The sequence below is a fragment of the Corynebacterium yonathiae genome (assembly GCF_027570195.1).
GTDB classification, from domain to species: Bacteria; Actinomycetota; Actinomycetes; order Mycobacteriales; family Mycobacteriaceae; genus Corynebacterium; species Corynebacterium yonathiae.
In genome coordinates, this window is the sequence record NZ_JAKMUZ010000014.1 from 57621 (window position 1) to 78686 (window position 21066).

24 protein-coding genes are annotated in these 21066 nt (G+C 55.1%); 5 read left to right on the forward strand and 19 right to left on the reverse strand.

The features are described 5' to 3' along the window. Positions 1-5 precede the first annotated feature (5 nt). From L8V22_RS08215 to L8V22_RS08260, 10 genes are all read right to left on the reverse strand, one after another. Positions 6-665 carry a response regulator gene (locus tag L8V22_RS08215; RefSeq protein WP_238801770.1) on the reverse strand — a complete coding sequence of 220 codons (660 nt, stop codon included), beginning with the start codon at positions 663-665 and terminating at the stop codon, positions 6-8. Continuing rightward, positions 658-1836, reverse strand: coding sequence for a sensor histidine kinase (locus L8V22_RS08220; RefSeq protein ID WP_238801769.1), 1179 nt, complete (start codon positions 1834-1836; stop codon positions 658-660). Before L8V22_RS08220 ends, L8V22_RS08215 begins: the two co-directional genes overlap by 8 nt. A gap of 29 nt (positions 1837-1865) precedes the next feature. Next, positions 1866-2753, reverse strand: a complete 888-nt coding sequence (gene ppk2 / locus L8V22_RS08225) for a polyphosphate kinase 2 (protein ID WP_049379112.1) — start codon at positions 2751-2753, stop codon at positions 1866-1868. A 76-nt stretch (positions 2754-2829) separates the two neighbouring features. Continuing rightward, positions 2830-3690 (reverse strand): fumarylacetoacetate hydrolase family protein, encoded by an 861-nt coding sequence (locus tag L8V22_RS08230; protein ID WP_238801768.1) that lies wholly within the window; start codon positions 3688-3690, stop codon positions 2830-2832. A 5-nt stretch (positions 3691-3695) separates the two neighbouring features. Continuing rightward, positions 3696-4226 carry an aminoacyl-tRNA hydrolase gene (gene pth / locus L8V22_RS08235; protein ID WP_238801767.1) on the reverse strand — a complete coding sequence of 177 codons (531 nt, stop codon included), beginning with the start codon at positions 4224-4226 and terminating at the stop codon, positions 3696-3698. Positions 4227-4318: 92 nt separating this feature from the next. After that, on the reverse strand, positions 4319-4969 hold the full coding sequence (locus tag L8V22_RS08240; protein ID WP_238801581.1) for a 50S ribosomal protein L25/general stress protein Ctc: 651 nt from the start codon (positions 4967-4969) through the stop codon (positions 4319-4321). A 225-nt stretch (positions 4970-5194) separates the two neighbouring features. Then, positions 5195-6571, reverse strand: a complete 1377-nt coding sequence (locus tag L8V22_RS08245) for a YkvI family membrane protein (RefSeq protein ID WP_238801582.1) — start codon at positions 6569-6571, stop codon at positions 5195-5197. A gap of 123 nt (positions 6572-6694) precedes the next feature. Next, positions 6695-7669 carry a ribose-phosphate diphosphokinase gene (locus L8V22_RS08250; RefSeq protein WP_005323655.1) on the reverse strand — a complete coding sequence of 325 codons (975 nt, stop codon included), beginning with the start codon at positions 7667-7669 and terminating at the stop codon, positions 6695-6697. Between the two features lie 15 nt (positions 7670-7684). Further along, positions 7685-9130 carry a bifunctional UDP-N-acetylglucosamine diphosphorylase/glucosamine-1-phosphate N-acetyltransferase GlmU gene (gene glmU / locus L8V22_RS08255; protein ID WP_238801583.1) on the reverse strand — a complete coding sequence of 482 codons (1446 nt, stop codon included), beginning with the start codon at positions 9128-9130 and terminating at the stop codon, positions 7685-7687. Between the two features lie 68 nt (positions 9131-9198). Next, the gene (locus L8V22_RS08260; protein ID WP_238801584.1) at positions 9199-10395 is read right to left on the reverse strand and encodes an MFS transporter; all 1197 of its coding nucleotides are present in this window, start codon (positions 10393-10395) and stop codon (positions 9199-9201) included. 122 nt (positions 10396-10517) lie between these two features. On the opposite strand from L8V22_RS08260, the gene L8V22_RS08265 reads away from it, so the two are divergent. Continuing rightward, positions 10518-11234: a trimeric intracellular cation channel family protein gene (locus L8V22_RS08265; protein ID WP_238801585.1), complete on the forward strand. Its 717-nt coding sequence runs from the start codon at positions 10518-10520 to the stop codon at positions 11232-11234. 42 nt (positions 11235-11276) lie between these two features. Here L8V22_RS08265 and L8V22_RS08270 read toward each other — a convergent pair whose 3' ends face one another. Together L8V22_RS08270 and L8V22_RS08275 are read right to left on the reverse strand one after the other, a co-directional pair. Then, positions 11277-12389, reverse strand: a complete 1113-nt coding sequence (locus L8V22_RS08270) for a site-specific integrase (RefSeq protein ID WP_269966448.1) — start codon at positions 12387-12389, stop codon at positions 11277-11279. A gap of 74 nt (positions 12390-12463) precedes the next feature. Next, positions 12464-12877, reverse strand: a complete 414-nt coding sequence (locus L8V22_RS08275) for a hypothetical protein (RefSeq protein WP_269966449.1) — start codon at positions 12875-12877, stop codon at positions 12464-12466. 831 nt (positions 12878-13708) lie between these two features. Here L8V22_RS08275 and L8V22_RS08280 point away from each other — a divergent pair. Beyond that, positions 13709-14257 carry a CAP domain-containing protein gene (locus L8V22_RS08280; protein ID WP_269966450.1) on the forward strand — a complete coding sequence of 183 codons (549 nt, stop codon included), beginning with the start codon at positions 13709-13711 and terminating at the stop codon, positions 14255-14257. A 679-nt stretch (positions 14258-14936) separates the two neighbouring features. Here the strand turns inward: L8V22_RS08280 and L8V22_RS08285 are convergent. Genes L8V22_RS08285 through L8V22_RS08310 form a run of 6 tightly spaced genes read right to left on the reverse strand, consistent with a single transcriptional unit; the run spans position 14937 to position 18383 of the window. Beyond that, positions 14937-15164 carry a hypothetical protein gene (locus tag L8V22_RS08285; protein ID WP_269966451.1) on the reverse strand — a complete coding sequence of 76 codons (228 nt, stop codon included), beginning with the start codon at positions 15162-15164 and terminating at the stop codon, positions 14937-14939. Then, entirely contained in the window at positions 15136-16095 is a 960-nt protein-coding gene (locus tag L8V22_RS08290; RefSeq protein ID WP_269966452.1) for an LAPAL motif-containing putative phage structural protein, read from the reverse strand. Before L8V22_RS08290 ends, L8V22_RS08285 begins: the two co-directional genes overlap by 29 nt. A 60-nt stretch (positions 16096-16155) precedes the next feature. Beyond that, positions 16156-16572 (reverse strand): hypothetical protein, encoded by a 417-nt coding sequence (locus L8V22_RS08295; protein ID WP_269966453.1) that lies wholly within the window; start codon positions 16570-16572, stop codon positions 16156-16158. A gap of 35 nt (positions 16573-16607) precedes the next feature. Continuing rightward, positions 16608-17510 (reverse strand): TM2 domain-containing protein, encoded by a 903-nt coding sequence (locus L8V22_RS08300; RefSeq protein ID WP_269966454.1) that lies wholly within the window; start codon positions 17508-17510, stop codon positions 16608-16610. Further along, positions 17510-17887 carry an ImmA/IrrE family metallo-endopeptidase gene (locus tag L8V22_RS08305; RefSeq protein WP_269966455.1) on the reverse strand — a complete coding sequence of 126 codons (378 nt, stop codon included), beginning with the start codon at positions 17885-17887 and terminating at the stop codon, positions 17510-17512. The genes L8V22_RS08300 and L8V22_RS08305 overlap by 1 nt, the downstream gene beginning before the upstream one ends. Next, positions 17880-18383, reverse strand: coding sequence for a helix-turn-helix domain-containing protein (locus L8V22_RS08310; protein ID WP_269966456.1), 504 nt, complete (start codon positions 18381-18383; stop codon positions 17880-17882). The genes L8V22_RS08305 and L8V22_RS08310 overlap by 8 nt, the downstream gene beginning before the upstream one ends. Before the next feature lie 186 nt (positions 18384-18569). On the opposite strand from L8V22_RS08310, the gene L8V22_RS08315 reads away from it, so the two are divergent. Beyond that, entirely contained in the window at positions 18570-18815 is a 246-nt protein-coding gene (locus tag L8V22_RS08315) for a hypothetical protein (RefSeq protein ID WP_269966457.1), read from the forward strand. Between the two features lie 62 nt (positions 18816-18877). Beyond that, positions 18878-19642: a phage antirepressor N-terminal domain-containing protein gene (locus L8V22_RS08320; RefSeq protein WP_269966458.1), complete on the forward strand. Its 765-nt coding sequence runs from the start codon at positions 18878-18880 to the stop codon at positions 19640-19642. Between the two features lie 67 nt (positions 19643-19709). Here L8V22_RS08320 and L8V22_RS08325 read toward each other — a convergent pair whose 3' ends face one another. Next, on the reverse strand, positions 19710-20294 hold the full coding sequence (locus tag L8V22_RS08325; protein WP_269966459.1) for a hypothetical protein: 585 nt from the start codon (positions 20292-20294) through the stop codon (positions 19710-19712). A gap of 352 nt (positions 20295-20646) precedes the next feature. On the opposite strand from L8V22_RS08325, the gene L8V22_RS08330 reads away from it, so the two are divergent. Next, the coding region (locus L8V22_RS08330; protein ID WP_269966460.1) for an NUMOD4 domain-containing protein at positions 20647-21066 on the forward strand (420 nt) is incomplete at its 3' end.

Consider the following 21066-nt stretch of genomic DNA (forward strand, 5'->3'; position numbering starts at 1 on the left):
GAGGCTTAGGCGATGCCAGCCTTTTGCGCCAAGAGCACTAGAGCTACGCGGTCGCGTGCAGCCAGTTTGGAAAGCAGAGAGGAAATATGTGTCTTGACAGTCGTATCCGCGATGACCATTTCACGGGCAATTTCCGCGTTGGTGGCACCGCGGGCGATGAGGGTTAAGACTTCTCGCTCGCGACGGGTGACAAGGCTTAAGCCTTGGCGCTCTTGCGCGCTCAGCTGCCCGCGCGCAATTGCGGCGCGGTAGGTCTGCAAGACTGGGCCGGTTACCTTAGCGGCTAGGACCGATTCGCCCTTGGCGACGTCCCGAACAGCCCCCGCCAATACTTCCGGTTCCGCGTCTTTGAGGAGGAACCCATGCGCGCCAGCGGTGATAGATTGAGCCACCAAATCATCTTCATTAAACGTAGTGAGCATGATGATTCGGCAGTCAGGCACCCGAGAAAGGATGGCTTGAGCCGCGGCAATACCGTCCATCCCAGGCATTCGGATATCCAAAATGGCGACGTCAATGCGGTGGCTTATCGCCGCGGTAACGGCTTCGTTGCCGGTGTGCGCGGTGGTAACGACCTCAATATCATCCTGAGCATTGAGGATCGTGGACAAAGCGGCGACGAGCAGCGCTTGGTCATCGGCAAGCAGTACACGAATCTTAGACACGGTTTTCCTTCTGCAACGGAAGCTCGGCGAGCAGGGTGAAATTTGTGGCATCGCCCCAGCTCTCCAGCTTTCCACCCAATGCGAGGGCACGTTCTTCCACACCGATTAGGCCCACGCCGCTACCTGGGACTTCGCTGGGAGTCGGGGAGGGATTGGTAGAGGTTAGGGTGATCCGGGCGGCGTCGGCAAGCGCGAGCTCTACTTCGACGTGCGTGCCGGGGCCTTGGTGGCGCAGAGCATTGGTCAGGCCTTCAGAAATGATACGTACCAAGGCCAATTGCGTAAGTGCAGGCGCCTCATAGGTCACCGGTAAGTCCGCTGCAATCTCTAAGCCCGCCGCGCGGAAACCGTCGATGATGCCCTCGAGGTGCTCTAGCTGCTCTGTCGGTTTGAGAGCGGAGGGGCCGGTGCTCCGCAGTGCCGTGACAATGCCGCGGACCTCTTCCAATGCAGAATCCGCGCCCTCACGAATAGTGGCAAGAGCATCCTGGGCAGCGTCACTATTTACACGCCCGGCAATGATCCCGGCATTCGCCTGAACTTTGATCAAAGTAAGAGAATGAGCGAGTACATCGTGCAATTCCCTAGCAATGAGCAGGCGTTCTTCTTCTTGGGCTTGGTGGAAACGCTCCTGGGCTAGCCGCTCGTGTTGGCGCGCCAAGTCAAAGTAGCGCGCGGCTATGAAATAGGTGCTGCCCAAAACTGCCCAGTGCACCACCAGCATGGCCAAGAAGCGGCGGTCTAGCTGGTAGTGCAGCAGGAATGACTCCGGATCAATGCGCCACATGAATGGCGAGATGAAGGAGCCAAGAATCGCCAGCGCCAGTACCGTTCGGGGAATAACGCGGCGCGTGACATAGCGGGAGGTGGCATACACCGCCATGGGTGCCGTCAGGGCCCAGGGGGTAAGCCCTAGATTGGTGGGCAGCTGGCTCATCCAAGCTACGGCCCATGCCGCGAGCAGCACAATAAAGCCCGTGGCGCTGAGCACGGGACGGCTCCGCCAGACCCACATAAATGGCAGGAATAGCAACGATAGACCTGCCTGAATAATCTCAATTATGCTGGGATTCTTCGCGGCAGAAATGACATAAAATAGCGCAATGAGCACCGCCACCGCAGTGAGGATTTTATCTCCTAAACGCGCTTGCGCGACGGTGTCAGTGCTCATAAAAGAAGATAGTAATACAGCCGGTGCTGCTACTTCTTCTTATCCTTCTTCTTGCCCTTCTTGGACGTCTTCTTTGCCGTCTTCTGCTCGGACTTGCGCTCTAGCTTGGCGGCGACGTCCGGCACGTAGCGGAACTCTTCGCGGGCAGGGCGTTCATAGGTTTCGCCATCGGAATCCGGGCGCTGCGGAATTTCCGGCATCTCGCGCTCGAGCTTCTCGTACGGAATGGTGCTCAGAAGGTGCGAAATGACGTTAATGCGGGAGCGCTTCTTGTCTTCTGATTCCACGGTGTACCACGGCGCGGTTGGGGTATCGGTGTGGATGAACATCGCATCCTTGGCACGGGAGTAGTCCTCCCAGCGGGTAATGGACTGCAGATCCATAGGGGAGAGCTTCCACCGGCGCAGCGGATCATTGCGGCGGGACTCAAAGCGCTTAATCTGCTCCTCATCGGAGACAGAGAACCAGTACTTGCGCAGCATGATGCCGTCTTCTACCAGCATCTGCTCAAAGGTAGGTGCCTGGTGCAAGAAGCGGACGTATTCCTGATCGGTGCAAAAGCCCATGACACGTTCGACACCGGCGCGGTTGTACCAAGAGCGGTCAAAGATGACGATCTCGCCCTTGGTTGGCAACTTTTCCACATAGCGCTGGAAGTACCACTGGCCCTGCTCGCGGGAGTTCGGGGCGGGCAGCGCCTCGACACGGCAGGTACGTGGGTTGAGGTACTGGGTGATGCGCTTAATCGCGGAGCCCTTGCCGGCGGCGTCGCGGCCTTCCATGATGATGACGACGCGGGCTCCAGTTTCAACGACCCACTGCTGCATGTCCACGAGTTCTGCCTGAAGGCGCTCGAGTTCCTTCTCGTAGGCCTTCTTGTTGAGTTTCTTAGGGGCTTTACTGCTCTTAGTGCTCATTACCCCAGCTTAACTGCCGTTGCTAGCAGGGGAGAAAACTGCACCGCCCTCTTTGGAGTGAGAACCTGGGCACAGCTTAAGAACAGGTGCAGCCTGGACCGCAGCCTGGTTCGCCGAAATAAGTTGTATTGGAAATATGCCCCAAGCCTTCGATGGCGATGGTGACGTTCTGTCCATCCTCGATAAATTGCTGTGGAGTGCGGGCAAAGCCCACGCCTTCCGGTGTGCCGGTAACGATGACATCGCCTGGATTAAGCGGATAGAGCTGCGAGCAAAATTGGATGAGCTCAGCGACGGAAAAGATAAGGTCATCGGTATTATCGCGCTGCCTTTCCTCCCCGTCTACGGAAGTGGTAAGTAGGGCACCGGACCCGGGTGACCACTCATCCGCGGTGGTTAACCAGGGGCCGAAGCCGGCGGTGCGATAAAAAGATTTACCGGCATGGAATTGGCTAGTCTGGCGTTGGAAATCGCGCAGCGTGTAGTCATTCATAATGGCGTAGCCGGCCACGTGTTTTAGGGCTTCATCTTGGCTGACGCGGTGGGCGCGCTCGCCGATGATGACCGCCAGCTCGCCTTCATAATCCAGCTTCTGTGTGGCATATTCTGGAATGAAGACATCATCATAGGGGCCGGTAAGGGCATCGGCGAACTTGATGAACAAGGTGGGGTGTTCGGGGAATTCGCGTCCCATCTCGCGTATGTGCTTGGCGTAATTGAGCCCGACGCAGATAATCTTGCCGGGATTCGGTACTACGGCCTCCAAGTCAGCGTGATTGAAGACTACGGGTTCGCCGGAAAGCTGTGCGGCCTTCTGCCAATCTTCGCTGCGTAGCAGCTGGCCCACATCCTCATAATCCAACTCGACGCCTACATTATCGCCGTCGATGCGGATAGCGGAGGTGCCAAAGCCGGTGCGTAGGGTAGCCAGTTTCATGGCGACTATATTACGCGCAGGATTTCATCAACCGCGTATGCGCAAATGATGGGTATTTCCGCCCGTTCCTGCTTTGTCCATGGTTTGAGTACAAACGATGCTGGATCCATGCGTCCAGGCGGGCGTCCGATTCCTACCGAAAGCCGCTGATAGTCCTTGGTTCCCAGGGACTTTGTGGTAGAACGCAGGCCATTGTGGCCGTGGTCGCCCCCGCCTTGACGCAGTTTAATGGTGCCGAAATCAAGCTCCAGCTCATCGTGAATAACGATGATATCGGCGGCGGAGAGATGAAAATATTGGCTTAGGGCTTTGATTGGCCCGCCGGAGAGGTTCATGAACGACCGTGGCTTGGCACAGATAATCTTGCGGCCGCCCGCCATGGCCTCGGCGACCTCGGTATTGGTCTTTTTATGTACCGAAAAGCTGCTCATGAGCTCGCCAACGAGTTCATCAGCTACATCGAAGCCAATATTGTGACGGGTTCCTGCGTACTTGGGGCCAGGGTTGCCAAGGCCTACTACGAGAAGTGGAGTCACGAGCTCAATTGTCTCATATGTGCCAAGAAATACGGCAAGGCCGCCGCGAGAAGAGATTCTCACGGCGGCCTACGCGCTTGAAGGGGAGGGGATTACTCCTCGGAGTCGGAGGACTTTTCGTCCTCATCTGCGGACTCGGCGCCAGCGTCAGCGCCGCCTTCCTCAGCAGCCTCGGCTGCTTCCTCGAGCTCCTCATCAACCTCAGGCAGGGAGATGGAGACGATAACGGTGTCTTCCTCTGCCACCAGGGTGGTATCTTCCGGCATGGTGACATCGGCAGCGGTGATAACCGCGCCATCCTCGAGGCCCTCAATGGAAACCTCGAGCTCCTCCGGAATGTTCAGTACGTCTGCCTCAACCAGCAGTACGTCAGCATCCTGGATGTGCATGGTGCCTGGGGCCGGCTCGCCGGTCAGGGTAACCGGAACCTCAACCTCAACCTTCTCGCCGCGCTTAATGGCGAGCAGGTCAACGTGGTCGATGTCGAAGGTCAGGACGTTCTGGTCAACGTGCTTAACCATGGTCAGGTACTGCTCGCCGTCGATCTCCAGCTCCAAAACGGCGTTGACACCGTTATTGCGGACGAGGGACTGGATGTCCAGCAGCGGAACTGCGAAGTGAACCGGCTCCTGGTGTGCACCGTAGATGACGCCTGGAACCTTCCAGTCGCGGCGCAGGCGGCGTGCGACACCCTTGCCAAACTCGGTACGTGCTTCAGCCTTGATTACTGGGCGCTGTGCCATGCTTCATTCTCCTTAGTCAAAGTAGTGCGGCGCGGCCAACGCGATAAAAACGACGAAAGCCTGCCGATGGACGTCTTGGACGAGTCATCGCAGGCGTATATAAAAGCAACATGCTCTAACTTCAATCGCGTCGATAACGGCTTCCTCATCCTGAGGTCGCCCTCGCCGAGACTGAGTTAGATTAGCACGTCAGGCAACTATAAATCAAAACTCCGGTCCAAGTTTTTAGCGGTCATGATCGTTCTTTCGGACGTTGAAATGCTCTGCATCCGGATCTCGCAGCTTCTCTGCGGCAGGATGCGTTGCGTCTAGCTTTTTCCAGTCTTCTTCTAGCTGGTAATCCTCCGCGTGGAAAGAAGAGTCATCTTCACTGTCAAGTTCCGCGATGACGTCGCCGGCGAGCTCGTTGCGCAGGTGTGCGCCGGACAAATTGGAATTATAAACCTCACGAGAAAGCTGAGATTGGTCCGCCGTGGTGAACTTTTGCTTCGGGTCAATCATGCGAAGAATTAGTGCGCGGATCTTGTCGCGGCGGCGAGATTCAGCACTCACGATGCCGCGCCCGCGGCGCAGCCAAGTATAGATGAGCAAGCCGATGACGATGATGCCGATATAACCCAATACCGGGAACACTATGCCGACGAGGGTGCCAAAAGGAACAAACGACAAAATGAATGCGATCACGACGCTAGCGACCAAGATAGGCATGTACCGATGTGGCCGGCGAGCACTGAGGCGTCGTGCCATTCCGTAGAAATTGGAAATCGCGGTGGAGAAAATCATCAGGTAGATAAAGACAGCGGCCGCGGTTCCCAACCAAGGGTGAATCTCATTCAGCATTGCAAGAGTAGGCAGGTCGGCGTCCCAGACATCTTCCACGCTAAGCAGCAGAGCAATTACCAAAAGCACCAGCATTCCGGAAAAGAGTAGGCCACCGAAGAAACCTCCCCGTCCCGCTTGCTTGGAATTTAGGGTGTCCGCGCCCATAACAATGCTCATCGCGGTCGAAGCCATAAGCGCAAGCCCAAGGTAGTTCAAGGCTGCAACCCACCAGAAAGGGAGTGGGGAGTCCACGTTGGCGGTGGCAAAATCATGCGCCTGTTGTAGCCCAGAGGGTGGATCAATGAATGCCGCGCCCACGGCCAAAAGCAGCAAGATCAGCACGAAGGGAGTGATCGCTCCGAGGACGCTCGTCACCTTCCCCACATTCATGGAACCGACGATGAGGACCAAGACAGCCATGAGTGCAGAACCCACCCATGGTTGTAGCCCCCATTGCTGGTGCAGGTTGGCTCCCCCGCCAGATAGCATGACAAAAGTGTGACAAAACTGGGTGAAAATGATGGCGTAGTCCACAAAGCGTGCAACCGGCTTAGAAGCAATCGAGGAAAACACGCGCCCGTGGGATGTCGCCTGAAAGTAGGAGCCGTACTGCATTGCAATCATGATGGTCAACGGAGCGAGGATTAGCCCTACGGAGGCTCCAACAATTCCCCATATGCCGAAGGCGGTGAAGTACTGCAAGAGCTCTTGGCCGGAAGCGAATCCGGCACCGACAACGGAACTAAAATATGCGAGAGCTAGTAGAAATACCTTTTTCACTTAAAACCTCAAAAGAGAGAGTGCAAATGACAGTATTTAGGCTAGGAGACTTGCCGCGACCTCGCAGCAAAAATTAAAGGTGGTGAGCAAAAGTCATGCTCACCACCTTTAAGTAATTGTTGTTTAGGCGCGGTCGAAGAGGGTGGTTACAGAACCGTTCTCGAAGATCTCGTGGATGGTCTGTGCCAGCAGCGGCGCGATGGACAGCACCGTGAGGTTGGACCAGCCTTCGGTGGACTGCGGCAGGGTATCGGTGGTGATAACTTCCTCCGCACCGCACTCAGACAGACGCTCGCGGGCGGGATCGGAAAAGACGCCGTGGGTGCAGGCAATGATGACCTTCTTGGCACCGGCGTCCTTCAGTACGCGCACGGCGCCGGCAATGGTACCGCCGGTGTCAATCATGTCGTCGAGAAGCACGCAGTCCTTGCCCTCAACATCGCCGACCACGCGGTTGGACACCGTCTTATTGGCCTCGGTATTGGAGCGGGTCTTGTGTACAAAGGCTAGCGGGGCATCGCCCAAGTCATGGGCCCACTTTTCCGCAACCTTGACACGGCCAGCATCTGGGGAGACCACGGTGATGTTATCGGTGGCGTACTTGGACTTGATGTAATCGGTCAGGATGGGCTGAGCGTGCATGTGATCAACCGGGCCATCGAAGAAGCCCTGAATCTGATCGGTGTGCAGGTCCACGGAGACGATGCGGTCCGCGCCGGCTGCCTGCAGGAGGTCTGCCACTAGGCGAGCGGAAATCGGCTCGCGGCCCAAGTGCTTCTTATCCTGGCGTGCATATGGGTAGAAGGGCAGGATGGCAGTGATGCGCTTCGCGGAGCCGCGCTTGAGAGCATCGATCATGATGAGCTGCTCCACCAGCCACTTATTGAGTGGCTGAGTGTGCGACTGCATTACGAAACAGTCTGCACCACGCACGGACTCTTCAAAGCGGATAAAGATTTCGCCATTGGCGAAGTCACGAGCGGTAGTAGGAACCAGATCCGTCTTCAGCTCCTTAGCCACAGCTTCTGCCAGCTCTGGGTGTGCACGCCCAGAGAAGAGCTTCATGTTCTTGCTGCTACCAGTTACCTTGCCAGTCATGGGAGAATATGCCCCTTACTTTTCGTTGTCCTGCGCACGGGCTGCGGCCTCAGCCGCGGGAGTACCCGGACGCTTCTTTTGAACCCAGCCCTCGATGTTGCGCTGTTTGCCACCGGAGACTGCGAGTGCTCCCGCAGGAACATCGTCTTTTATTACTGTACCCGCACCGGAGTACGCGCCATCACCGACATTGACCGGAGCGATAAACATTGTGTCAGAACCGGTGCGCACGTGGCTGCCGATGGTGGTGTGGTGCTTGTTCACGCCGTCGTAATTTACAAAGACGGAAGAGGCGCCGATATTGGATTGCTCGCCTACGGTGGCATCGCCGATATAGGTCAGGTGCGGCACCTTGGAGCCGCGGCCAATCTGTGCATTCTTTGCCTCTACGAAGCCGCCGAGCTTTCCATCCTCGCCCACCACGGTCTTCGGACGGATATAGGTAAACGGGCCGACCTTAGCGTTGGTGCCGATGACAGAATCGCTGCCATGAGTGCGCACAACGGAAGCACCTTCGCCCACCTGCATATTGGTCAGAGTGGTGTCAGGACCAATCTCGGCATTATCGGCGATGCTGGTCGTTCCCCATAGTTGGGTGCCGGGGTGAATGATGACATCGGAGCCCACGGTGACATTGACCCCAATCCAGGTGGTCTCCGGATCTACGATGGTGGCTCCGCCGCGCATCGCCTTTTCCACCGTGCGTCGGTTGAGCTCGCGGCCGGCAGTGGCGAGCTGCACGCGGTCATTGACACCCGCAAGTTCGGCCGGATCCGCTGCCACATGCGCGCCGACGCCGTGTCCAGCGGTGCGGGCAATCTCGAGCACATCGGTGATATATAGCTCGCCTTGGGCGTTATTGGAGTCGAGCTTCTGGAGGGCGTCGGCAAGCACGCGGCCGTCAAAAGCGAAGACGCCGGAGTTAACCTCGTTGAGCTGACGCTGCTCTTCGGTGGCATCTTTTTGCTCGACAATGGCAGACACGCTGCCGTCTGCAGCGCGAATAATGCGACCATAACCGGTGGGATCCTCCAAACGCATTGACAGCACGGTTACCGCATTGCCCTGCTCGGTGTGGGTAGCGCGCAGGCCCTCGATGGTCTTTGGGGTAAGCAGTGGTACGTCGCCATTAGTGACGATGATGGTGCCCTCGAACTCCGGAATCGGCTCCAAGCCGCAAGCCACTGCGTGGCCGGTTCCCAGCTGCTCTTCCTGCACCGCTTGCAGCACCTCGCAGTCCAGCTCTTGAGCGATGGCATCTACGGCGGGGGAGACCTGGTCGCGCTGGTGGCCTACCACCGTGACAATGCGTTCCGGATTAATCCCGGCTGCGGCATGCAGAGCGTGGCCGAGCAAGCTGCGTCCGCCAATCTCATGCAAGGTCTTCTGCTTGGTGGACTTCATACGGGTGCCGGCGCCAGCCGCAAGGACGACTACAGCACACGAGGTTGTTGCTACCACGGGTTATTGAACTCCTGGGGGTCGAGTCTGTTTCTTATCCGGACTACATCCTATAGCCCGAGTGCGGTTTATGTGTGAGAAACCTCTTTCAGGCCGCGGGCGCGCCACACACCAAGGAAACCTATCAGGGCAAGAAAGAGTAGTGCTGCCTCTGGTCCGGCCAGAGCAACCACGGAGGAAATGCCACCGACGATGAGCAAGATGACGCCCATCATCGTATTGGCCGCACCTACATACTGGGTGCGTTTATCGCCGCCGGCCATGTCCACCACGTAGGTCTTACGTGCCACGCGAATGGCCGTGTGCGCTAGATTCACGGCGAAAAAGCCAATGGGCATGACCCAGGCATTGATGCTATCTGGGGCCCAGTGCGAGCTGGCGACCAAAAGCACCAGCACGAGGGAGGCCACAGCCGCTCCTACAGCCATGGTGTTTTTGGAGGAATTATCCGAATACACACCGGAGATCCGTCCGCCCACCAACGAGGCTAGGCCCGAGGCAAGCACGAATCCGTACAGCCCGGAAAGGTTGCTGCTGAGCAGCACGATAAAAGAGGTAGATAGCGCCGAGACCAAAAGAAGCGCGCGGACGATAACGAAGTTGCGAAACTGCCCATCGCTAGTAAAAAGCTGCCAGGTGTCTTTCCACCAGTGCTTGTCGATGCCCCCTTCGGTTTCCTCCGGCACCGGCTCGTCCACGTGGGAAAATACCCACGCGGCGATGGCCCACGTGGCCGCGCCAACGCCGAGGACCGTGCCCATCATGGGGATACTGAGCTCGCCCAAAAAGTAAAGGATAACGCCGGTCAGCAAAGTGGCACCGCCACCGAGCGCCGCCGCGCTACCGGTTACTCGGCCGCGCGTACCCTTGGAAATCGTGCGCGCCTGTACGTCCTTGCCCGCAATCGAGCACAGTGCGCGGAAAAGGGAAAGGGCAGCCAAAGCCATCAGCGCCACCACGCCCAATAGCGCCCCGCGGGTAAAAAATGCCGCTAGCGCAATGACCGCAGCGGATACCGCTTGGCCCAGCGAACCGATAATCCACAGGCGCTTGCGGGCCCTATGCGTAGTCACCCACGGGGTCAGCGCCGCCTGCGGCAGCATCGAACCGGACTCCCGAATAGGGGTGAGCAAACCGGTAAAGAATGCAGGCACTCCGGCCGCAGCAAAGAGGGCTGGCAGCACCGTCTTGGCCGCCACAATCTGATCGCCCAAATTTTGCAGGCCATTGGACCAGATGAAATACCGGGCATTGGATTGAGACATGAGAAATTCGATCTTTCAGAGAAATGAGTTGGTTAAATTAAAGCCATGTTGACACGCCGGAGAGTAAAACACGGCCGCAGTCACGCCGAAATTCTACCCGCGCGGCAGGAGGCCTAAGAATCATGCATGATGTTGATCCCCTCATCAATTCGCTGTACCAAGCCTTCGATCTCTTAGGGGTGATTTTGAACGGCATCATTGGCGGCACCATTGCGCGCCGCCGCGAATTCGACATCGTGGGCTTTGTGTTCCTTGCGCTCTTTTCTGGGTTGGCAGGCGGCATGATTCGTGACATGCTCATCGGCGATGGAGCAGCCGCAGCGATCTCGGACCCGTGGTACCTAGGGCTTGCCTGTGGTGGTGCACTCATTGCGTTTTTAATCGATCTCAAGGGCAAGGCATGGGAGCTTTTCCGCGAACATGGCGATGCCGTCATCCTCGGCGTGTGGTCCACTACCGGTTGCGTCAAGGCACTCACACACGGCATGCCACTTATTCCCTGCGTGTTCCTTGGCGTGCTTACCGCGGTGGGAGGCGGAATGGTTCGCGATGTTGCTTCTGGGGAAATCCCCTCTATCTTCGGCGGCAGCCCCCTTTATGCCGTGCCGTCCATCCTGACCGGCGTCGTTATGGTGACCTTTGCCCACAACGGACAGTTTGCCCTCGGCATGATTATTTCCCCGATTGTCGGAAGCGGCATGGCCATTTTGTCCTATTGGCGCGGCTGGGTGTTGCCCCGCGCTGGTGTAGCCCCCGTTAATTACACCGCGGCCCAAGTGGCTGCCATTGCGAAGAAAGCCGAGCTCAAAGGCTTTCGTCGGGGCAGGAAGAAAAACTAAAAAAGCTTCCCCACCAGGACTCGAACCTAGTTAACACCCCAGCTAAACAGGACTTTTAGCCCCAATTGACGACATATTGACGACATCCGAAAACCCTTCATCCAACTTCGCAGCCACAGAATCCAACCCATCATCAAACAACTCCGCATACACCCGCAAAGTCACCGACGCATCAGCATGTCCCAACTGGCGAGACACTGCCAACACGTTCGCCCCCGCATTCACCAGCAACCCTGCAGCCACATGCCTAAGCCCATGCGGAGTCACACGCGCCAACGACGGGTCCTTCACCATCGCTCGCTTCAATGCCCCGTCAAACCACGTATTATGCCCCGGTGTGCGTAACCACCCACCACGCTGGGCTGTCCACAACAACTCTTCCGAATCCAAACCAACACATCTATCAGCCAACATTCTCATCACATGCGACGCCACCGCCACCGTTCGTCGCTCGTGTGTCTTAGGCGTGCCCACCCGAATGCCGTTGCCCACCTTTGCAGCGTTGCGCACCACATGGATCCGATTCCGCTCGGGGCTCAAATCGCAAGGGCGAAGCGCGATAGCCTCACCCCACCGCAAACCCGACGTCCCCAAAAGCAAAATAAGATCTTCACGGTCACCACACTCCGCAGCGAACAACCGCAACTGCTCTAACGTCCAATAGACCTTCACCGTCGGCACCTTTCGTGGCAGTTTCACGCCACGCGCCGGATTTTCACGAATACGCCTATCCGCTACCGCAACATCCAGTACCTGTGCCAAAACATTATGCGCGTGCCGCACCCACGACGGTGAATACTCCAACCCCGATACCCACCGCTGAACCTCGGAGGGCTTAATCGACGCCACCGCCGCTAGTCCCCACTCTGGCTTTACACATCCGCGCCACACTTGTTGATACAGTTCCCGCGTTGACGGCTTAACATGCGACAATGTACTCAACCATGTGTTTCCAAGCTCAGTGACTGTTACACGGCCTGAATTAGGGTTTATCCAGTCTTGTTCACGAATCGACACTGCATTTTTATCCGACCATGCTTGGGCTTCGTTCTTTGTGCGGAATCCACGCTTTGTGCGTGATTTGCCATCGGGGGAGCGGTATTGGACGCGCCAGGCTTTTCCCTTGTTGGTTTTGTAGGATTTGATAGAAGACATTGTGTTGGGGTGGGGATAGAAAAATGCTCTGGGCGTTGTAGTAACGCTCAGAGCACTGGTGGAGTTTGTTTTAGTTAAGCGAGCTTGCCCGCGATGATGATGATTTTTTCGACAACCTTTAGTGCGTCCTGAATCTTGTCAAAGTCGATGTTCTTGATGAACTTGTCGACCTTCGCGTTGAAGTCTTCAGTCTTGCTGGAAAGTGCGTCGAGCTTGGCGTCGAATTCTTTCTTGTGCGCTTCGTGCTTTGCTTCGCGGTCTTGCTTGTTTTCTTGGTGCTTGCTGGAGAGTTCCTCGAGCTTGTTGTGGATGTCGTCCTTGCTGAGTTTGGAGGAATTGGCCTCCTGCTCTGGGGCGGTCTCGGTGGTGGCGATGGCGTCTGCTGGGACGGTTTCGGAGGTGATGGTGTTGTCTGCCATTGCTGGTGCGATGGCGGTGGTAGTGGCAATGGCCAGGGTGGTCAGGCCGATGGTTGCCTTACGTAGCATGATGTCTCCTTGGGTGAATTCTTGAGGGATTTCTTTACGGGCAAAACGGCATATTAGTCTGCATTAAAGAAAAAGTCAGGTTTTTGTGTTGGAATGCACAGGGTTTGTGATGGCTTTGATTGTCCATGGTGTTAGCGGGGTGCCATTGACTGGGGTGGATGGTGTTAGCGTTCTTGCTCGACGAAGAGAAAGCTCGGGCCTCTAGTGTAGGTTTTCTAGGCGCAACTCTTACTGAGCTCTTATGTTTCTAGCGATGATGTTTGCTTTGCGGGGGAGGGGTAACAAGGGGGTGGAGACGTCGAATCGTTACTTTTGGGAATGTCTTGGTGTGTCCCTTTGTCTGTGTAGTGTTTGCGGCTTTTTGGTTTTGCTGGTTAAAGTATTGGTGTCAGTCACGGCTTATTAGTTCTGGCTGGCAGAGGGTGCGACTCCTCCCTCTTAGCCTTTTCCATGGTGATTTCATTTATGTGGAAAGGTGTTTCGTGTGACGGTCGCTAGGCGGTATAGGCCCCTTTCATACTCCTGGTTTATACCCCTAGCGGCCTTTTCGGTGTCTGAATTGGGCCCCTAGATGTATGTGGCGTGGAAACTTTTACTTTTTGGGGTGGGGGAAATTTTGGGGGTGAATGCGGCGGGTAAAAATATCCTATTGTGGCGCACATCGCTTCTTAACTAAGAAAAAGCTAAAAATTCACAGATCAAACAATATTTATATGATAAGTATTATGAGAAAGCTTCTCACCGGTGGACAATGATAGGAAAGTGCCTATCCTGGGCAGTGAGGGAGAATGAAAACCATCTCCAACATTCGCTCTCTCAGAAAGGCACACAATGCTCATCCCTAAACCAGCAAAATTCGCCACACCCATCGCGGTTACATTAGCCCTCATCGCAGGGGGCATCGCAGCACCAGCACAAGCCCAAACTGCATCTTCTGACCTCAGCAGCGACACCGTGTCCGCTAACGGCCTTTCCTCCCAGGCCTCCAGCAAAGTCGCCAGCATAGAACCAAACGCTGTACGGGCAGAATCCATCTACATCCACACCAACGGTGTGCGCATAGTCAACGGCCGCAAACCGGTACGCAAAAGCCCAGCCCTTAACCACCTCTCCCAAGACTGGGCAAACCACCTAGCCCAAGAGGGCGAACTACAACACCGCCCCAATCACTGGGAATACTATCCCTCTAGCATTCCGGCAGGCGGAGAAAACGTACTCCAAGCATGGGACGACTATTCCAACGCTCAGCTAGTTAAATTGTGGGCCGATTCTCCAGGGCACCGGAAAATCCTTCTTGACCCCGACGCAAAATCTGTTGGCATAGGAGTTGCTAAGGATAAAGACGGAAAACTCTTCGCAGTCCAGAACTTCGGACGATAAACCAAAATCAGGCTTCAGGCTTCGAAGCTGATAAAGGCGTCACCAACAACTGCGTCGCATTTGCAGTAAAAGGTGACGCCTCTTCTTCTTTGTAGACATTAAGCAAAAGCTTGTACTAAACTCAGGTTCACTCGGTTTTGCTCGTTGAATCCGGGTGCCGGCAGTTTCCTTTTGTAGTCCCTTCTTTGGGAAAATGAATGATGATATGAGTGATATAGACTGCCGGCTTTGGAAGGTCACTAGGCTTTTGGGCAGCGTTTGCAGGAGGCGCTGCTGGTCTGGTGGCCTTTCTTTTATGGTGTGAGGTGAATGCCACAGTTTGAATAATAGATTTATGAGTTTCTTAATATTAAGGTAAGTCTTGTCGGTCAGTTACATTGTTCTGACTGATGTCCAGGGGCGATCTCTCCCTGGTCACCCATCGCATTTCGCCTGTGTTGTATGTGATGGGTTCTCCGGGAGAAGGCCACCAAGCTCTTTTTCATCCTTGTAGTTATGTGCCTGGTGGCCTTTCTTCTGATTATGTGGCCTCCGTTCGTTAGGGGACCATCCTCGGGTTATTGCGCGAGGCATTCTTTTGCGGCTTCCGCCGAGACTGTTTTGTGGACTTTCGGCGGTTACTTTTCAGGTTTCGAGATAGAACTTGGCGGTGAAATTTCCACCACTGCCCCGTGAAGAGTTACCGGGCGCCCTTAATGGTGGTCAAATTCAATGCTCCGGTAGTAGCCGCAACCACAGATGGAACAATCACTAATGCATTTAAATCAGTTGTTTGAGTTAAATGAAATGCAAACAACCCAGAAATGACCCCAATTGCTAGAAGCAGTACGCTGCTGAGATCGATGACTTTTTTGGGCTCCGAATAGCGTGGTAGCTCGTCAGATGGCTGAATCTGATTCATCTTCATTAGCCCCACCTTTCTTTTGTATCTTGAGGATAGTCCATCTCTTAGTGGTCCTGCCATTCTTTGTGACACGATCTTCACGGATTTTTAATTCAAATGAGTCCGTCGAATTTAGATATAGACCGTTTCCAACTTTGTTGAGGAAGTCTTCATCTTCAACGGTTGCCACTCTCGTAGCAAAGGGAGTCTTAATTTTCCACCTGTCTGGGTCATCAAAATCGATAGCTGATAGTTGACCAGAAGTTTCGAATATATCGAACTCTTCCTCTTCGCTGTCATCTGGTGCAACAGCTTTAAAGTCGTCCTTAGTTAAGGAAATAGGCTCCTGTTTAGGTTCGTCTGCTGTGCTGCCGACCTCTAGTTTATTTACCCGTGCGTCTTCCATCGGGCGCATTATTTCCCGGAGCTGTTTTCTTCTGCGACGCTTCCTTTTGTTGAGTTCTTCCCAGACAGCGGGGGTTACCTCGGAAGCAGTATCGTCCTTCCAAAGTATTTTCACGTTCCCGTTTTCAAGGTATTCAAAGTCTTTGAGCTGGTCTTTAAATATTCGAATTGCTGCCCATAGAATTTGGCTAACTGAGGGAACCCCTAGTGCTGCACCTGTTTCAACGGGGTTTTCGGCGATCGTTTGAGCCGCTTCGCTATCGACGATTACTTGTACCAACTCGATAATGAATGAGCCTTGTTGTGCGGGCCTTACAAAGAGATCTCTGGTGTTTGGCCCGGAGTTGTGGAAGGCCCCGGCTTTATCGAAGTCTTGAGTTAGTTCTGAGATTCCCTCAAGTACTTCTGATATGTGTTTGGCGCGAAGTTCGTGGAAAGAGGTACCGTCGCCGTTTTCTCCAGTGAATCGTAACGTGAGTACTTGTTGCTCTTTGGGGCTACCAGATTTGTTGGCGGCGGTCGTGTCCTGCGTGAATTCCTCGTTTTTCATGCTGTTTACCTATCGTGGAGGAGTGGCTGTGTTGGTGAGGGCTTTGAGTTAGTCTGGGGTCTATCCTAGGCATTCTTTTGCGGCGTTGGTGCCGTCGTACGGTCCGCCTGGGGTCTCGGGCCAGTTGAATAGCTCGGCGGTTCCAGGGTTGGCGGAAGTGATGGGGCCACTGCCGTCTTTAGGAGTGGTGAAGTCTGCGGCAAACGGTTCATCTTCACCTTCCCAGGTGATGTTCGCAGCAATGAAGTTATTGTCCTCGCCCTGGACCATGACAGCCTTGTCCACGGTGGCGTGAGCACCGTCGTCCCACTTGTCGCCACCTATGATTCGCTGCATCGTTTCATCTGGCACCGGCTGGCATTCCCAGTCTTGGCCGGCGACGTTTACAGTTTTGCTTTCTTCTTGTTGCGTATCAGCGTTGCTGCATCCTGTGAAGATGAGTGTGGAGAGTACGAGGAGGGGGAGTAGCTTTTTCATGCTGCTGTCCTTTCGTAGAGGGAATTTTTAAGGCTTTAAAACTTGATGCGTGGTTCTGCACCGGACTCAAGGGCGCGGACTCGGTTGTGCATGATGAATGCGTCTATCAGCCACCAGATTCCGAAACCTCCTGCGGTGAACAATTGGATTATGCCGATTCCGATGTTGCCGAGGTAGAAACGATGTCCGCCGAAAAGGCCTAGGAAAAGCCACAGGAACCACAGCAACGGCAGGCTGATATGAGCCGCTGGGAGGTATTGCGGCGCATAACCGCCATCGGCGTGGTAGCGGTCTTGCTGCAAATCCTGGGGGTAAGGGGAGGGCTGGGCATGCGACTCCTGCCAACCGCCGTATGGACTCGTGTGTCCTTGCTCGAGCTTTCTCTGGGCGCGGTATTCCTCAACTTCACGGCGGGTAGCTTCTGCCCGCTGCTCTACTTCCTGCTCGGTCATTCCGTGGGCTTCCACCCAGCGTGGGTCCCAGTATTCCTCAATGTAGTTGCTGAAACTCGTCCACGCTTTTCGATTTGCGGAAGTGAGCTCTACACCATCATTTTCGAGTTCGGTCTCTGCTTCCGCCATGGTGGGCATATCCAAGCGCACCGAGGCGTAGAAGTCTTTCTCCCAATCGCGGCTAGTCCATACGCGTCCGGGTACTTCGATGGTGCCGCCGGCGTCGTGGACAGCACAGGCAAGCTGCCACCAATAGTCCATGTCCTCCTCTGGCAGCCAGCCCAAAGTATTGATTGATTCGCGGACGATGATCGCTTTGTCCATGCCGTAGTAATCAGTAACTGGCAGTAGCTCAAGGTCGAGTTCAATCTCTTCCCCTGGGGCCGCTGAATTGTCTTCGGCCAGTTCACGAAGGTTGGAAAAGAATAAGCCTTCGCGGTCGACTTCTTGGGTGTAATCTTCGCCAAGAATTTTTAGGAGGGTCATTAGGCTACTTGTCTTTCGTGTAGGGTTTGCCAGGTTTTTAGGACTTTGACTGTGACGCCTAGTTCGTGGGCTAGGACGTTGGGGTGTGGTCCGTAGATTGCCTCTGTGGTGGCGTAGTCGGTGGAGTTGATGAGGAGTCGGGCGGCGAACCTGTCGGCGCGTATTTCGTGGGCGCCGTGGTGGCCGGGAGGGTCACCGTAGTGTGCGTGGCCTAGCTCGTGGGCCAAGGAACACAGTGTGGTGGCATCGTCCATGCCTAGGCGGAGGGTGATGATGTTGCATCTGGGTATCCATGCTGCTTTCGGCCCGCCACGGTGCCACCTCACCCGATACCCGCGCCGCTGCGCCACATCAATGAGGGCATCAGTGTTAATCAATCAAATCTTCACCTCGTTTCTCTCGTTCTTCTTGCTCGTTGGGTGATGAGTCGGCTGCGTACTCGTCGGGGGAGTAGTCAAACTCACGGACGATGCCGTCATCGTCATCTGGTAGTGAAGCAGACGAGTCCGACACGGGGGTGAGATGCGGGGCTAAGCCGATGGTTTCCTCGTCGCCCTCGTTGCCGAAAAGGTAACGCGCCTGCGGGTCGGAACGGCGCATGATTTCATCTAGTAGCTGCTCGTTAGTGGCTTCACGGAGAGCTATTTCCACGTCTGGGCCATGTAGTTCGTAGTCGTTGATGTACTCGGTTTCGATAAGGCCAGAGACGGGGGAGCGGTCATAAGCGCGACATAAGGCAATGACAGTTTCGGGGGTCATAGTGTTCGCGTCGAGATTGCGCGAGAGAGTGCTTTTTGAAACTCCGCTCTTCTCGGCTGCTTCACGAAGAGACGAGCTATCGGTGAGGTCTTTAAACCAGGCTTCTACGTTCATAAGTCCCACTATAGGGACAGTGGCTATATGCCGCAATTTATGCAGGTAGAACGCCATGGCAGGGGTAATGCACGGGGGTGTTCCACCCCTGGGGTAGTTGCACGGAAGGGACTATTGGCCCATACTGGGGACACCGGCGCAGAACGGCACCGGCCACAAGCACAAGAATTACATGGAGGTAACTACATGGCTGTCATGGCACCGCCCCGGTTCACCTTCCGCCCCGGAGCTTTAGACGCAATCATGCGCTCTAGGAACCTGCATACCGAAGAACAGCTAGCCCTGCTCATCGGAGTACGCACAGAGGACATTCCAAAGCTGCGCGCCGGAGCAAAGGTAACCGCAGAACTCGCCCTACGAGTATCCGCCCTACAAGGCGACAAAAACTACATCGGCGCCTGGTTCGACCAAGTAGAAGAACTAGCTGCGTAAGAAAAGGCCCGGTGCTGGAACACCGAGCCAAGAACAATCAACTCAATTAGGAGATTATCACAATGGATAACCAGCTCGTGACTATCCCGATTCCCGGAACTTCCAACCCCATCATGGCGGTGCAGCACGACGGCACCGAATGGGCAGCAGTTCGACCAATCTGCGACGCCCTTGGAATCGATAGTAAGAGCCAGCGCGCAAAGCTCCACGGAAAGAACTGGGCAACTGGGGTGATTATCACCTCGGTTGGCGCGGACGGAAAGAGTCGTGAAATGTTCATGGTTGACCGTCGGACGTTGACGATGTGGCTTGCCACTATCGACACTAACCGTGTCTCCGAAGCGGCCCGCCCAACGCTTGAGGCCTACCAACTCGAAGCCGCTAATGCCCTCGATGCCTACTTCCACAAGGGTGGTGCCATCAACCCCCGCGCCGAGGAGCACCAGTTGAATGCTTTGATGCGTGAGTCGCAGATGCGGATGGAGTTGTGTCAGGCGGCGAAGGGTCTTATCCACCCTGACCATTTGGAGGCGAAGGCGCGGATTGTTTTGGCTCGTGGTCTAGGTGAGGTGCCGGAGTTGGACCCGGAAACCCGCCCCTTGTACACGGCGGATTTTTTGAAGTCGAAGAACCTGTCCAACAAGAAGATGAAGTCCGTGGCGCCAATGTTCGGTAAGCGCATGAAGGCACTGTACACGCTGGAAAAGGGACGCGAACCGCAGAAATACGACTTGACCTTATCGAACGGCCAGGTGCGCCAGGTTAACGGCTACACCGAGGCCGACCGGGAGCTGATGCAGCAGGTGTGGGATGAGTACTACGCCTAGCGCATATGTAAAAGCCACGTGTGTGGGCGGTATTGGTCGAATGCGTTTAGAGGAGTGTTGTTGATGTTTACCAGTCTATGGTCTTGGCTGCGGGGCCGTGGGGCCAGCCGGGGAAGTTCTGTTGGTCGGTTGGGGAATTATGAATTGCCTTCCACTTTCCGAGTGGCGAGTGCCGGCGCCGATGGAGGTGTTCGAATGGACGCCATCGCCATTGTTGAGCCTCTTGAGCCAGGTTCATCCGGAGTGCTTGATACCGAATCTTGTTTTTCAGAATGGCAGGATGTGGAGTCTGCCATGCGACATGTAGGTGTACTTTATCCAGGTCGCTACACGGTATTTTTAGAACCTTCGGGCCGAATTTTTCTCCAGGCTGAAGCTGAGTCTCGGGGTAGAGGTCCCAGTGTTCACCATTGTCCCAGAGGAGGGACATCTTGACTCCGTAGAGGGGTTGGAAGCCCCGGTAGTGGAGTCGTATTTCGATTTCGTCAATGGGCTCTTTCATTCCTGAGATGACGGTGGGGGTTCCGTAGTTGCTGAAGCCCATTGCTATTTGGTGTGCACCGTCGTATTGGCGGGCGTGTTGGAATTGTTTGATTCCTAGTAGTAGTGCGGCAAGTCCGGTTATTGCGCTTATGAGTGCGGTTATTGCCATGAGTTTATTTTAGCCCGACTAGCAGGCAGGGGAGTGCAAGCCTCCCCACGGGCACTAGGGGCAGTCATGTCCCGAATTTTCGTCAAAGTGACTTAACCCCCAAGGGGTTAGGCATGGGCGCAAAACGCTGTATAGAGAACTGAAAAGTGGATTGTCCTGATAGAAGATACCGGGCTTAAGAACCACGTTGACGTGTCCGTGAAGCATTAGGCCAAGCCGACAGGCAGGAACCCCGTCGTAAGCGGGAGGGAACTACCAAGGACGTAAATAACAGGCCGGTAAGGGCACTCGTGTGGTTCAAGTCCACACACCGGCACGCTCTCCCAAACAGGGAGGGAAGAAAGAGAACAAAATGAAAGAAGAATGGAGACCAATCCCAGGATATGAGGGGCACTATGAGGTGTCCAACAAGGGAGGAGTTAGGTCGTTAACAAGACTTGTCGAAGACAAACATGGCGTTAGGCAAAAACGTTACGGAAAAGTCCTAGTCACTTCTTTAAACCGTAGAGGTTATCTCAGTGTGAGGCTTTGTCGGAATGGAACTAAAAGAGCGCTTACTGTTCACAGGTTGGTTGCTAAAGCATTTCTCGGAACGCCCGAGGATGCAACCTTAGTCTGCTGCCATAACAACGGGATTAAAACAGACAACCGCGTTACAAACCTTCGGTGGGACACCATTGCTTCCAATTATCACGATATGGAAAAGCATGGAACTAACCATTGGCTAAATAAGAAAGAGTGCCCGCGTGGTCACCCTCTTGTTGAACCAAAC